13 protein-coding genes, 1 tRNA gene and 1 other annotated feature (1 of these 15 running past the window's edge) are annotated in these 13,357 nt (G+C 44.2%); all 14 genes read left to right on the plus strand.

Features of this window, described 5'->3' with window-relative positions; genetic code table 11:
- Positions 1-66 precede the first annotated feature (66 nt).
- Positions 67-1,824 (plus strand): succinate dehydrogenase flavoprotein subunit, encoded by a 1,758-nt coding sequence (sdhA, locus tag ACXAEA_RS06930; RefSeq protein WP_475095176.1) that lies wholly within the window; start codon positions 67-69, stop codon positions 1,822-1,824.
- A 6-nt stretch (positions 1,825-1,830) separates the two neighbouring features.
- A complete protein-coding gene (gene sdhB, locus ACXAEA_RS06935) occupies positions 1,831-2,592 on the plus strand; it encodes a succinate dehydrogenase iron-sulfur subunit (RefSeq protein WP_475095177.1) in 762 nt (253 codons plus the stop codon).
- A 236-nt stretch (positions 2,593-2,828) separates the two neighbouring features.
- Positions 2,829-3,404 (plus strand): class D sortase, encoded by a 576-nt coding sequence (locus ACXAEA_RS06940; RefSeq protein ID WP_475098071.1) that lies wholly within the window; start codon positions 2,829-2,831, stop codon positions 3,402-3,404.
- 243 nt (positions 3,405-3,647) lie between these two features.
- A complete protein-coding gene (locus ACXAEA_RS06945; RefSeq protein ID WP_475095178.1) occupies positions 3,648-5,942 on the plus strand; it encodes a DUF6359 domain-containing protein in 2,295 nt (764 codons plus the stop codon).
- Between the two features lie 116 nt (positions 5,943-6,058).
- The gene (locus tag ACXAEA_RS06950) at positions 6,059-6,526 is read left to right on the plus strand and encodes an acyl-CoA thioesterase (protein ID WP_475095179.1); all 468 of its coding nucleotides are present in this window, start codon (positions 6,059-6,061) and stop codon (positions 6,524-6,526) included.
- Between the two features lie 141 nt (positions 6,527-6,667).
- Complete coding sequence (gene gerE, locus ACXAEA_RS06955) at positions 6,668-6,892, plus strand: spore germination transcription factor GerE (protein WP_019154738.1); 225 nt, start codon at positions 6,668-6,670, stop codon at positions 6,890-6,892.
- 208 nt (positions 6,893-7,100) lie between these two features.
- On the plus strand, positions 7,101-7,559 hold the full coding sequence (locus ACXAEA_RS06960; RefSeq protein ID WP_475095180.1) for a MarR family winged helix-turn-helix transcriptional regulator: 459 nt from the start codon (positions 7,101-7,103) through the stop codon (positions 7,557-7,559).
- Between the two features lie 10 nt (positions 7,560-7,569).
- Positions 7,570-8,367, plus strand: coding sequence for a glutamate racemase (gene racE, locus ACXAEA_RS06965; RefSeq protein ID WP_475095181.1), 798 nt, complete (start codon positions 7,570-7,572; stop codon positions 8,365-8,367).
- A 173-nt stretch (positions 8,368-8,540) separates the two neighbouring features.
- A complete protein-coding gene (locus ACXAEA_RS06970) occupies positions 8,541-9,611 on the plus strand; it encodes a GerMN domain-containing protein (RefSeq protein ID WP_475095182.1) in 1,071 nt (356 codons plus the stop codon).
- A 131-nt stretch (positions 9,612-9,742) separates the two neighbouring features.
- A complete protein-coding gene (gene rph, locus ACXAEA_RS06975) occupies positions 9,743-10,498 on the plus strand; it encodes a ribonuclease PH (protein WP_475095183.1) in 756 nt (251 codons plus the stop codon).
- An 11-nt stretch (positions 10,499-10,509) separates the two neighbouring features.
- Entirely contained in the window at positions 10,510-11,115 is a 606-nt protein-coding gene (locus ACXAEA_RS06980) for an XTP/dITP diphosphatase (RefSeq protein ID WP_475095184.1), read from the plus strand.
- Positions 11,108-11,632, plus strand: coding sequence for a metallophosphoesterase (locus ACXAEA_RS06985; RefSeq protein ID WP_475095185.1), 525 nt, complete (start codon positions 11,108-11,110; stop codon positions 11,630-11,632). Before ACXAEA_RS06980 ends, ACXAEA_RS06985 begins: the two co-directional genes overlap by 8 nt.
- A gap of 118 nt (positions 11,633-11,750) precedes the next feature.
- Positions 11,751-11,827: transfer RNA gene (locus ACXAEA_RS06990), tRNA-Arg, on the plus strand.
- Between the two features lie 396 nt (positions 11,828-12,223).
- On the plus strand, positions 12,224-13,126 hold the full coding sequence (gene ilvE, locus ACXAEA_RS06995) for a branched-chain-amino-acid transaminase (protein ID WP_475095186.1): 903 nt from the start codon (positions 12,224-12,226) through the stop codon (positions 13,124-13,126).
- Positions 13,127-13,135: 9 nt separating this feature from the next.
- Positions 13,136-13,357: a binding site (T-box leader), on the plus strand; it runs 30 nt beyond the window's last position.

Here is a 13,357-nt window from a genome sequence, read left to right on the forward strand (position 1 = left end):
ATTTGTAAAAGAATTTCTTTTGATCGGATATGAAAGACAGATTTGGATTTAAGGGAGTGAGTCACGATGAGTAAAGGTAAGGTTATCGTAGTCGGCGGCGGATTAGCTGGCTTAATGGCTACAATAAAAGTAGCAGAAACAGGAACTCCTGTTGAACTGTTCTCTCTTGTGCCGGTAAAACGTTCCCACTCTGTATGTGCACAGGGCGGAATCAACGGTGCAGTAAATACTAAAGGTGAAGGTGACTCTCCATGGGAGCACTTTGATGATACAGTATATGGCGGTGACTTCCTTGCGAACCAGCCTCCGGTAAAGGCTATGGCTGAAGCAGCACCTGGAATCATCCATCTTCTTGACCGTATGGGTGTTATGTTCAACCGTACGCCGGAAGGTTTGCTTGACTTCCGCCGTTTTGGAGGAACTCAGCATCACCGTACAGCTTTTGCCGGTGCGACAACTGGACAGCAGCTTCTGTACGCATTGGATGAGCAAGTGCGCCGCCATGAAGTGGCTGGCTTGGTCACGAAGTATGAAGGATGGGAGTTCCTTGGAATAATCAAGGATGACGAAGGCATCTGCCGCGGGATCGTTGCCCAAAACCTGACTTCAATGGAAATCAAGTCATTTGCTGCTGATGCGGTTATCATGGCAACCGGAGGCCCTGGTATCATCTTCGGTAAAACAACGAACTCTGTTATCAATACTGGTTCAGCTGCTGCGATCGTTTACCAGCAGGGAGGATATTACGCAAACGGTGAATTCATCCAGATCCACCCTACAGCGATTCCTGGCGACGACAAACTTCGCCTGATGAGTGAATCTGCTCGTGGTGAAGGTGGACGAGTTTGGACTTACAAAGACGGTAAGCCTTGGTACTTCCTCGAAGAGAAGTACCCTGCATACGGAAACCTTGTACCGCGTGACATCGCGACACGTGAGATCTTCGATGTCTGCGTAAGCCAGAAGCTAGGCATCAACGGCGAGAACATGGTTTACCTTGACCTATCACATAAGGATCCTAAGGAGCTTGACATCAAGCTTGGCGGAATCATTGAAATCTATGAAAAATTCATGGGAGACGATCCAAGAAAAGTTCCTATGAAAATATTCCCGGCCGTTCACTATTCAATGGGCGGACTGTGGGTTGACTATGATCAAATGACGAATATCCCAGGCCTCTTTGCTGCAGGTGAAGTTGATTACTCACAGCACGGTGCGAACCGTCTCGGTGCAAACTCACTATTATCAGCCATTTATGGCGGTATGGTAGCAGGTCCAAATGCAATCCGTTACATCAACGGACTGGAAAAGAGCGCAGATGCGATTTCTTCAGCAGTATTTGACCAGCACGTTATGATGGAGCAGGAGAAGTGGAACAATGTCATGTCATTGGATGGCACAGAAAATGCTTATGTCCTTCACAAAGAGCTTGGTGAATGGATGACTGACAACGTAACAGTAGTTCGTTATAATGACAGACTATTGAAGACAGATGAGAAAATCGTTGAATTGATGGAGCGTTACAAGAATATCAATATCAATGATACTGCGAAATGGAGCAATCAGGGAGCGGTATTCACACGCCAGCTTCAAAACATGCTTCAGCTTGCACGCGTAATCACGATTGGTGCCTACAACCGTAACGAAAGCCGTGGGGCTCACTATAAACCGGAGTTCCCTGATCGTAATGATGAGGACTTCTTGAAAACAACAATGGCGAAGTTTGTTGATGCAAATTCTGCGCCAGCTTTCCACTATGAAGATGTTGATACTTCATTAATCCAACCGCGTAAACGCGATTACTCTAAGAAGAAAGGGGAGTAATAAGGCATGTCAGAGAAAAAAACTGTCACATTCGTTATCAGCCGTCAGGATACTCCTGATTCAGCCGCTTATGATGAAACATTTGTATTGGATTATCGTCCAAACATGAATGTGATTTCGGCGCTGATGGAAATCCGTCGAAATCCCGTGAATTCAAAAGGTGAGACTACTACCCCTATCGCATGGGATATGAACTGCCTTGAAGAGGTTTGCGGTGCATGTTCAATGGTTATCAATGGCCGCCCTCGCCAGTCTTGTTCTGCACTGGTGGACCAGCTGGAGCAGCCAATCAGGCTTGAGCCAATGAGAACATTCCCAGTTGTGCGTGACCTTCAGGTGGACCGCAGCCGCATGTTCGATTCCTTGAAGCGAGTTAAGGCATGGGTTCCAATCGATGGAACATACGACCTTGGACCAGGGCCGCGCATGCCAGAAAAGAAACGCCAATGGGCATATGAGCTCTCTAAGTGCATGACTTGCGGTGTCTGCCTTGAAGCTTGTCCGAACGTAAACAGCAAATCAGATTTCATCGGTCCTCAGTCGCTTTCACAAGTACGTCTGTTCAATGCGCACCCAACAGGTGCTTTGAACAAAGGCGAGCGACTTGAAACGATCATGGGTGATGGTGGACTTGCAAACTGCGGTAACTCCCAGAACTGCGTCCAGTCCTGCCCTAAGGGAATTCCTTTGACAACATCTATTGCTGCCTTGAACCGAGACACTACAATCCAGGCATTCAAAAACTTCTTCGGAAGCGATCAGGTATAAACAGCTCCCTCCTTTTCCTCTTGGAAAAGGGGGGTTTTTCATGTTTTGGATATCAAAATCGGATAACTGTCCGTATCATTCTCAATCCAGCTATTGTTTTTACCATATCAAAACTTTTTGCTGAAAAAGTCGCTTGCGCTTTTTTTGTCTAATTACCAAATAAATTAATCCTTTTTTTACCGGAGTTCTACTTGGTATACTGATTCTAAAGACATATTCAGGAGCGGTCTATGAAAATAACAAAGATATTGGCAATTGCTATTATTCTCTGCGGGATGGTTATTTTGGGGATAGGTTTATTTCAATTATGGAATACAAAACGGCAGGAACAAATTTCCCTAGAAGCGGCCAGGGCGTTGGTGAGGGAGGATAAACCAAAGGCAAATAAGGAAGAATTCAAGCCGGATACGGGAGAAGCCTCTGGATTGCTGATGATTCCGAAAATTAATGCAGAACTGCCTATCGTAGAGGGGACAGATCCGGATAATCTTGAAAAAGGTGTTGGCCACTACAAAGACTCATTCTACCCAGAGGAAAATGGACAAATTGTCCTCTCAGGCCATCGTGATACAGTTTTCCGTAAAGCAGGGGACCTGGAATTGGGTGATCACCTAACGATGAAAATGCCTTATGGAGAGTATACATATGAGATAACCGGCACAAAAATTGTCAGTGCAGACGATACAAGTATCATTACTCTCCAAAATTCCGAAGAAGAGCTCGTTTTAACTACTTGCTATCCATTCAATTATGTAGGCGATGCCCCCGATCGATATATTATTTATGCCAAGAGGGCATCTAATACCGATTGAATCCAAAATTAAATCATAGACACTAGACACTTTAAAGGGAGCCAGGACCAATAGTCCTGGCTTGTTTTCGTTTTATCTAGTAAATAAGTTTGCCGCACTAGAAAACGCTTCCATACTATAGATTCATTTTTCTGTATTTAACAAAAAACTTACATTCACTTCATGAAAAGGCGTATTTAACCATGTTATATTTCTCTTGACGGAAAGACTATGAATTCCGACAAAATTTGAGGAGGAATATATGTGGGGAATTTGAAGCGTAAAACTTTTTCCTGGCTGTCAGCAGTTATTTTAATGGTAAGCTATGTGATACCGTTTTCTGGTCAAGCATCTGCTGAAACTGTTATGACTGTCCAACAGGCAATCGAGAATAATAGTGGAACGGCTACAGTAGAAGGTTACATAGTAGGACATGCAGCAGGTACTAATTCATATGACTATGAAGCACCATTCGGGAATGATTATAATTTTTTGATGGCAGATACTGCCGGAGAAACAGATCCGGCAAAAGTATTGCCAGTTCAAATAAGTTCTTCTTATAGAAGTGCATTTGGCTTACAAACCAATCCAGATATTGTCGGGAAAAAGGTACAGGTTACAGGTCCGTTGACGGATTATTTCGCTGTACCTGGTTTAAAATCCCCAACGGCTATGGTGTTTGCTGACGACAGCGGTGGAGAGCCAGGTGAACCTGGTGAGCCAGAGCCACCAGCGGTAACTGGCTTGAAGATTCATGACATCCAGGGTGAAGGTCATGCTTCCCCATATAAGGACCAGCAGGTAGCTCAAGTTGCGGGTATTGTAACAAAGGTTGAAGGAAACAACGCATTCTTCATGCAGGATCCTGAAGATGATGGCAATTCCAATACCTCTGAAGCTATCTATGTATATAAAAGAGCTCACGGTCTAACTGCAGGTGATCAAGTCGAGGTCGATGGTCTTGTGAAAGAGTGGGTACTCGATGGTTACAGTGAAAAGCTGCAGACCGACCTTGCAATGACTGAAATCAATGCGTCTTCAGTGACAAAACTTGCTTCTGGAGTCAAGCTTCCTGAGCCGGTTGTCATCGGTCAAGACCGTATTGCACCAACACAGGTAATCGACAATGACCAATTCGGTATATTTGATCCTGCGGAGGATGGCATCGATTTTTATGAAAGCCTTGAAGGAATGAGAACCGGAGTGGAAAGCCCACAGGTAATTGGCCCACAAAAGTATGGCGAAGTACCGGTCATCCCGAATAAGGTTGAAGGGAAAGTATACAGTCCGCAAGGCGGCATTCTGCTCACTGAGGATAGCTCTAATCCTGAAAGAATGTTCCTGCTTATCGATCGTGACTTTGTAGCAAAAGCAGGAGATTTTTTTAACGGCATGGTTACAGGTGTTGTGAGCTATAGCTTCTCCAACTATAAAATCCTTGTTGACCAGGAAAATCTTCCTGAGCTGGTTGAGAGTGAGCTGGTCGAGGATTATGCCACTTTCGAACAGAAGGAGAATAAACTAACGGTCGCAAGCTATAACATTGAAAATTTTTCTCCTGAAACCAATCAATCCAAGACTGCTAGAATTGCTGATTCAATCGTCAATAACTTAAAGACCCCTGATATTGTTGGTCTTGTAGAGGTACAGGACAACGATGGCCAGACTGCCAGCGGCTCTGCAGATGCATCACAAAGCTACCAGGCTTTGATAGATGAAATTATTGCACAAGGCGGACCAGCGTATAGCTGGACCGACATTGCTCCTGAGTACAATCAGGATGGTGGTGCGCCTGGAGGTAACATCCGGGTTGGATATTTATATAATCCTGAACGCGTACAGCTTAAAGAAGCTCCGAAAGGAACAGCTACAGACGCAGTTGCCTATGAAAACGGCGACCTAACCTTGAATCCAGGAAGAATTGATCCACAGAATCCTATTTTTGAAGATACTAGAAAGCCATTGGCTGCTGAGTTTGTTTTCAAAGGGCAGGAAGTAATTGTCATTGCGAATCATTTTAACTCAAAGGGCGGAGATGATCCTTTATTCGGGGTTACCCAGCCACCTGTACTCGATAGCGAAGTGAAAAGAATTGAGATTGCAAAATTGCTCAATGAATTCATTGCAGGCATACATGCGGAAGATCGAAAGGCAAATGTTATTGTTCTTGGCGATTTGAATGACTTCGAATTTTCCAGGCCAATTGAGGCTCTGGAAAACGGCCAATTAACTAATATGATTGAGACTTTGCCAGAAGGCGAGAGATTTACTTATAACTATCAGGGAAATTCACAGGTTTTGGACCATATCCTTGTATCGAGCCATCTTGCTGATCAAGCAGAGGCTGATATCATCAACATCAACTCGTTGTATATGGAAGAGCATGGCCGGGCAAGTGACCATGATCCTGTTTTGGTGCAAATTCATTTGAATAATGGGCAAAAAGAATGTCCAGATGAAAGTGGCAACGCAGGTCCGGAGAAGGAGAGAGTAGATCATGGAAAGCATGCAGGGCATGATAAAAAAGGGAAAGCCTGTGGGTATGATAAGGCAAGCTGACCATTATCGGAAGGGTTGGAAATTCCAATCCTTCCTTTTTTGTTCCCTAAAAGACTTAAAATATTTATAATAAAGAAAAGAGTGAATGTTCATTCATTTTATTGGGAGGTCACAGGATGAAGAAGATGGGATACATTGAAGATATCGTAAAGTGGGATGAGGAATTTGAATTTTTTTATCAGGTGAAGGTCCGTTTTTCTGAAACAGATATGTTCGGTCATTTGAACAACACTGTTCCGTTCACATATTTTGAACAGGCCAGGATTGAATATTTTAAAAGTCAGGGGTTCATGCAGGATTGGGTCAAGCCGGAAAATGAAACCATTCCAGTTGTGGCCGATTTGCAGTGTGACTACCTGAGCCAAATTTATTTCGATGAAGAGTTGAAAATTTATGTAAAAGCTAATTCAATCGGGAATTCCTCGGTCGATCTGCATTATATGGGGAAGAAGGCAGATGGGGCCATATGCCTTGCCGGAAGAGGCACAATTGTGCAAATTTCCAAGAGGACAGGCAAGGGGGTAGCATGGACGGAGGAGAGCAGGGACTTGTTTTCAAGAAGCAAAAAAACGATTGTAAAGTAAAGTTTGGAATAATTTATAAAAATCATTCTGAACTGCTTTAAATATTGTCACTCCAACTCTTTCCTTCACATATGATATGTTGACTAAATTTATACCCACCCCGCAGTTCACAGCTGGCGAAGGCAAGGAGGGTTACAATACTTGAAGGAAAATGAATATACTCACAAGCCATTACTCACTAAACGCGAAAGAGAAGTTTTCGAACTGTTAGTACAAGACAAAACAACAAAAGAGATCGCTAGTGAATTATTTATCAGCGAAAAAACGGTTCGGAACCATATTTCAAACGCCATGCAGAAGCTTGGTGTAAAGGGGCGTTCCCAAGCTGTTGTAGAGCTCCTGCGTATGGGAGAGCTAGAACTTTAATCTAGACCGGCCAACCAGTTGGGGGGCCGGTTAGATGTTTATAAGGAGATGAATCAAGGAGATTATCGTGTCAAAAGAGAATTCTGTCTTGAAATTTGCTCGAAAAAAGTAGAAAATAAGGGCAATAGTATAAAATATAATGTTCACTTGCCTACCAAGTGTTTGCGATAAAAATTGAGAAATGCATCTATTCTAGGAGTTGTTACGGATGAAGCTTGAAGGAATCGAAAATAATCAGGGACTGGACACGGTTGCTGATATTGAAAAAGATTTACGCTACATATCGGGAATCATTAAGCAAAAGGGCCGCGAGCTCCTGAGCAATTACACGATCACACCTCCTCAGTTCATTGCCTTGCAGTGGCTGTTTGAAGATGGAGATATGACAATCGGTGAATTGTCGAACAAGATGTTCCTGGCTTGCAGCACAACGACGGATCTCGTTGACCGCATGGAAAAAAATGAACTCGTTGTCAGGGTTAAGGATCCGAATGACAGGCGGGTTGTCCGCATCCATCTTCTTGAAGAAGGCGAAAGAATCATCGATGAAGTGATCAAGAAGCGCCAACTGTATCTTCAGGAAGTGCTTAAGGATTTTTCTGGCGAGGAAATCTTGTCTTTGAAGAACAGTTTGGCAAAATTACATCATGAAATGCGTGGAGAATGAGGCGAGTTTTTTGAACGATCCAATCGGAATCATTGATTCAGGTGTGGGCGGACTGACAGTTGCCAAGGAAGTCATGAGGCAGCTGCCATATGAACAAATCATCTATGTCGGCGATACAGCGCGTTGTCCGTATGGCCCTCGCCCTGTAGAAGAAGTAAAACGGTTCACATGGGAAATGACCCGCTTCCTGCTTGAAAAGAATATTAAAATGCTGGTGATTGCCTGCAATACAGCAACCGCTGTGGTCCTTGAGGAAATCCGGCATGAGCTCTCGATTCCTGTGCTGGGAGTAATTCAGCCAGGTGCAAGGACAGCAATCAAGGTAACAGATAATTATAAAATTGGAATCATTGGGACAGAAGGCACGGTCAAAAGCCGGGCCTATGAACATGCGCTGAAATCGATCAACCGCCGGACTGCGGTCGAAGCTCTCGCTTGCCCGAAGTTTGTACCGTTAGTTGAGAGCGGTGAATACAATGGCTATGTAGCTGAAAAAGTAGTCACAGAAACATTACAGCCTTTGCTGGGGCAAGGACTGGATACATTGATCCTTGGCTGCACCCACTACCCTTTGTTGGAGCCCCTTATCAAGCAAGTGATGGGGCCGGAGGTCAAAGTGATCAGCTCTGGTGAAGAGACGGCCCGTGAGGTAAGCACAATCCTTGGCCATAATGAAATGTTTGCGGTTCGGGATGAACTGCCTGAGCATTTATTTTACACGACCGGTTCCCGGACAATTTTCACAAGCATTGCCTCCCAGTGGCTTGAAATGCCGATTAAAGACGTAGAGAAAATAAAATTAGGTTAACAGAGACCTCCAGTTATGGGGGTCTTTTGATTGTTATTGTTTAGGAATACAGGTGATTTTCTTTAATTTATTCTAATCTTTTTAAGCTTTTCCCAAAAATCTTTCCAAAGGCGGTCTAAAAAATCCAAAGGCTCGTATACATGTTAGTACAAACTGTCTTTGGAGGGATTTATATGTCAAAAAATAAAAAGACTGTGATCGTTACAGCTGCAACATTGGCAACTACGGTATTCCTGTCTGGCTGCGGGCTGTTCGGAGGAGAGGAAAAAAAGAAAATCGATCCGCCTCAGGATGTGACATTGATGGAAGATGGAGAAGCAGTTGATGAAAATGTTTCTACAGAGGCAACAGAAGATGGCAAAGAAGCAGTTGAAACAACAGTAAAGACTGAATTGTATTTGATCGACAAAAGTGGCTATGTCGTTTCTCAAACAATGGAGCTTCCAAAAACCGAGAGCGTAGCCAAGCAGGCTCTTGAATACCTTGTAGCCAATGGGCCAGTTCAGGAAATGCTTCCTAATGGATTCAGGGCAGTCCTTCCTGCTGACACGCAAATGACAGTGAACATCAAGGATGGAACGGCAATTGTTGATTTCTCAAAAGAATTTGCAACCTATAAGAAAGAGGATGAGAAAAAGATCCTTGAGGCCGTTACGTGGACACTTACCCAATTTGACAGCATCAATGAGGTCAAGCTGCAAATGAACGGCACCCCGCTTGAAGAGATGCCTGTAAACGGAACTCCAATCGGTGGTGACCTGAGCCGTGCAGATGGCATCAACATTGATAATTCCGATGTTGTAGACATTACAAATACAAAAGCTGTCACAGTTTATTATATTGGCGGGGAGGAAGAAGCGTACTACTATGTTCCTGTGACTAAACGCGTCGGAAATGATATCAAGGACAATATTACCGCGATCGTAAACGAGCTTGTTGAAGGCCCGGCATATGCATCAAATCTTCTGTCGGAATTCCAGCCGGACGTGAAGCTGCTAGATGCACCGAAGCTTGAAGGCGGAAAGGTTACTTTGAACTTTAACGAGTCGATTTACGGCAGCTTTGAGGAAAAAATGGTTTCTGAACATCTGCTTAATTCACTTGTATTGTCCCTGACTGAGCAGGCTGGCATCGAGAGTGTTGCCCTCACTGTAAAAGGCAAAAATGATGTGCTGACAGAGAAAGGTGAAAAGCTGTCGGAACCAGTCACGAGACCAGAAAAAGTCAACACAGGTAGTTTTTAATCGCGAGATTTTGATATACTAAATAAAGACATTTTAAGAGGCAGGCTTTCGGCTGCCTCTTCTTTATTGTGTATAGCTGGCAGATCCTAAAGCGGCGTCTGCCTTTCATCATGCTAAGGAGGGCTTTTTATATGCGATTCGATGGGAGAGAACCCCTACAATTAAGGCCGATACATATTGAAACTGATTATTTGAAGCATCCCGAAGGTTCTGTATTAATCACAGTTGGGGATACGAAAGTAATATGCACTGCAAGTATAGACGACAGGGTCCCGCCATTCATGCGCGGTGAAGGCAAAGGATGGATCACTGCGGAGTATTCGATGCTTCCGCGTGCAACTGAGCAGAGGAATATCAGGGAAGCGGCGAAAGGGAAGATTTCCGGAAGGACGATGGAAATCCAGAGGCTGATCGGCAGGGCATTGAGGGCTGTAGTCAACCTCGAGGCAATTGGGGAGCGGACAGTCTGGGTAGATTGCGATGTGATCCAGGCGGACGGCGGGACCCGGACAGCATCGATAACGGGGGCCTATGTGGCGATGGCACAGGCACTTTATAAGCTCAGTAAGCAAAAGAAACTCTCAGGGTTTCCTGTAACAGACTTCCTGGCTGCAACGAGCGTTGGGATCCTTAAAAGCGGCGAGGCAGTGGTAGATTTGAATTACGTAGAGGATTCCGCTGCGAACGTCGACATGAATGTTGTCATGACTGGCAATGGAGAATTCGTTGAGCTTCAGGGAACCGGCGAAGAATCGACTTTTTCATACAGCCAGCTTCAGGAACTATTAAAGGCTGCACAAGGAGGAATCGCAGACCTTTTTGAGAAACAGAAAGAAGCATTGGGTGAGGAATTGTCAGCCAGGATTGAAGCCGCAAAAAAGAGATAGGGGGCTCCCAATTGAATACAGTTATTATTGCAACGAAAAATAAGGGGAAAGCAAGGGAATTCGAAAATATCTTTTTGCCGAAAGGGTTGGCAGTGAAAACGCTTCTTGATTTTCCAGAGCTCGATGATGTTGAAGAAACAGGGGCAACGTTTACAGAAAATGCAATCCTAAAAGCAGAGACAATCGCAAACGCTCTAGGTGTGAGTGTGATTGCGGATGATTCCGGGCTGGAAGTCGATGCACTGGACGGGCGGCCTGGTGTCTATTCGGCAAGATATGCAGGGACTGAAAAAAATGATGAAGCAAACATTGACAAAGTTCTCATGGAACTTCAGGATGTGCCAGAAAGCGAGCGCACTGCGAGGTTTTGCTGCGCCCTCGCAATGGCGGAGCCTGGCAAGGAAACTTTGACGGTTTTCGGGACTTGTGAAGGCAGGATCCTTCATGAACGGAGAGGGAACAATGGGTTCGGGTATGACCCGGTTTTCTTCGTAGAAACTGAAGGCAGGGCGATGGCGGAATTATCCTCCGAAGAGAAAAACAGGATCAGCCACCGGGCGAATGCCATCAGGAAACTGGAGGAAGTCCTCAAGGAGCGCGAGCAGGGCGATGAATAGAGTATTGATTGTCAGCGACAGCCACGGATCAACAGAACTGCTTGAGGGCATCGAAAAGCTTCATGGAAAAGATGTAGACTTGATGATCCATTGCGGCGATTCTGAGCTTAAAGAAGATGAACCTGCAATCAAAAACTTTAAGTCAGTCAAAGGGAATTGCGATTTCTTTGGTAGTTTCCCCGATGATGATATTCATGTGATCAATGGCTTAACTATTTTTGTGACGCACGGGCATCATTACTCAGTGAAAACAACACTCGTGAATTTATATTATAAGGCTAAAGAAATACAGGCAGATATTGTTTGCTTCGGGCACTCTCACGTTCTGGGAGCTGAAATGATAGACGATGTCCTGTTCATCAATCCGGGAAGCATAAGACTTCCTAGAGGCAGAAATGAAAGGACTTATACGATTCTTGAATTTGAAAGCGGCAAAGCCGTCCTGAGAGTTTTTGACTACGGACAAGGAGAAATCCCTGGATTAAAACAGGAGTTTTCTCTTCACAAAACCAGCTAAAACTATTATAATTTTTTCTGAGGGAAGATAATCATTCCCTCAGAAAAAAAGTTTTATTTTTTATTGACTTTTATTTATTTGGGTAATATAATAAATCTTGTCTTTGAAAAACAAACATGTCCCAGTAGCTCAGCTGGATAGAGCACACGCCTTCTAAGCGTGCGGTCGGGAGTTCGAATCTCTCCTGGGACGCCATTTAGACTACATACCTTAACTCACCTTTCTGTAAGGTGAGTTTTTTTTATATTCTCCTGACAAAGGGGCTCGGATAATATGGATCGCCACACCTCTGGGAAAGGAAGATAAAATATCAGTAAGAGGAAAAAATTTTAAGATTTTATAAATGTGAATATATCAACAATGTAAGCGTATACAAATAAACTAATTAATCTAAATTATCGGATAATTTGGAAAAAGACTGTTGACGAGGGTAAAAAATGGGCGTAAGATAATCCTCAAATAAAAAAACAAGTTAATTGCATCAAAAGTGAAACATAGTTTTATATTAATTTATTGATAATGTAAAGCTGTATTTTTTTAACTATTGAATTTAATAATTTAAAGCGTCTATTCATTAAAGGAGTGTTGATTGTGCCCGATCAATGGATCTACTTGAACGGTGAATTCGTCACCAAGGAAAATGCTAAGGTGTCAGTATATGACCATGGATTTCTATACGGAGACGGCATTTTTGAAGGGATACGGGTATACGGCGGCAATATTTTCAGGATGGAAGAACACATGGACCGACTCTACCGGTCGGCAAAATCCATCTTGCTGAACATGCCACACTCCAAGGAAGAGTTCACTGACCTTGTTGTTGAAACAGTACAACGGAACCAATTGCGCAATGCGTATATCCGGGTCGTTGTTTCGAGGGGTGTCGGGGACCTTGGATTGGATCCCTATAAGTGTCCGAACGCAAATGTTGTCATCATTGTTGAACCGCTCGCTATTTTTCCTAAGGAATTATATGAACGCGGACTTGATATCGTGACTGTTGCGACACGTAGGAATCGCCCGGACGTATTGAGTCCAAAAGTGAAATCACTCAATTACTTAAACAATGTACTAGTGAGGATCGAGGCGCACCTGGCGAATGTCAGCGAAGCACTTATGCTGAATGACCAAGGTTATGTTGCCGAAGGGTCCGCTGATAATGTTTTTATTGTCAGAGGGAATACCTTCCTGACGCCGCCTGGTTACGTAGGGGCTCTGGAAGGAATCACAAGGAATGCGGTAATGGAAATCGCCGAAAATCTTGGGTATGAGGTGAAGGAGGAACCGTTTACCCGCCATGATGTTTACACAGCCGACGAAGTGTTCCTTACCGGGACCGCCGCAGAAGTCATTGCGGTTGTAAAAGTTGATGGAAGGGTCATCGGTGATGGTGTTCCAGGAAAGCATACCCAGAATATTTTGCAGGAGTTCAGAGCAAGAGTCGTTGCCGAAGGTGTCCAGGTTTATCCGGAAAAAGCTCATCAAGTCAGTTAATTTAATAGGGGTAAAGCGAAGACAGGGACAATTAATTTAATGCGATCAGCATGCACAGAGAGCCGGGATTGCTGAGAACCGGTGATGCCGCATTGAATGAACTCACCCTGGAGCGCCAGTTTGAAAGGTTTCCCAGTAAAACTGGTCGAGTGGCGGCACTCGTTATCAAAACAGGCAGCAGCAGCTGCATGAGCGCACGCATTAAAGCGTGAAGAAGGGTGGTACCGTGGA

Source organism: Mesobacillus sp. ABV4_180 (genome assembly GCF_056158485.1).

Bases quoted from the DNA above. Each gene is read 5' to 3' on its own strand.
- ACXAEA_RS06960 (WP_475095180.1), top strand. From the start codon at position 7,101: ATGAAGCTTGAAGGAATCGAAAATAATCAGGGACTGGACACGGTTGCT.
- sdhA (WP_475095176.1), top strand. From the start codon at position 67: ATGAGTAAAGGTAAGGTTATCGTAGTCGGCGGCGGATTAGCTGGCTTA.
- rph (WP_475095183.1), top strand. From the start codon at position 9,743: ATGCGATTCGATGGGAGAGAACCCCTACAATTAAGGCCGATACATATT.
- sdhB (WP_475095177.1), top strand. From the start codon at position 1,831: ATGTCAGAGAAAAAAACTGTCACATTCGTTATCAGCCGTCAGGATACT.
- ACXAEA_RS06970 (WP_475095182.1), top strand. From the start codon at position 8,541: ATGTCAAAAAATAAAAAGACTGTGATCGTTACAGCTGCAACATTGGCA.
- ACXAEA_RS06985 (WP_475095185.1), top strand. From the start codon at position 11,108: ATGAATAGAGTATTGATTGTCAGCGACAGCCACGGATCAACAGAACTG.
- ACXAEA_RS06950 (WP_475095179.1), top strand. From the start codon at position 6,059: ATGAAGAAGATGGGATACATTGAAGATATCGTAAAGTGGGATGAGGAA.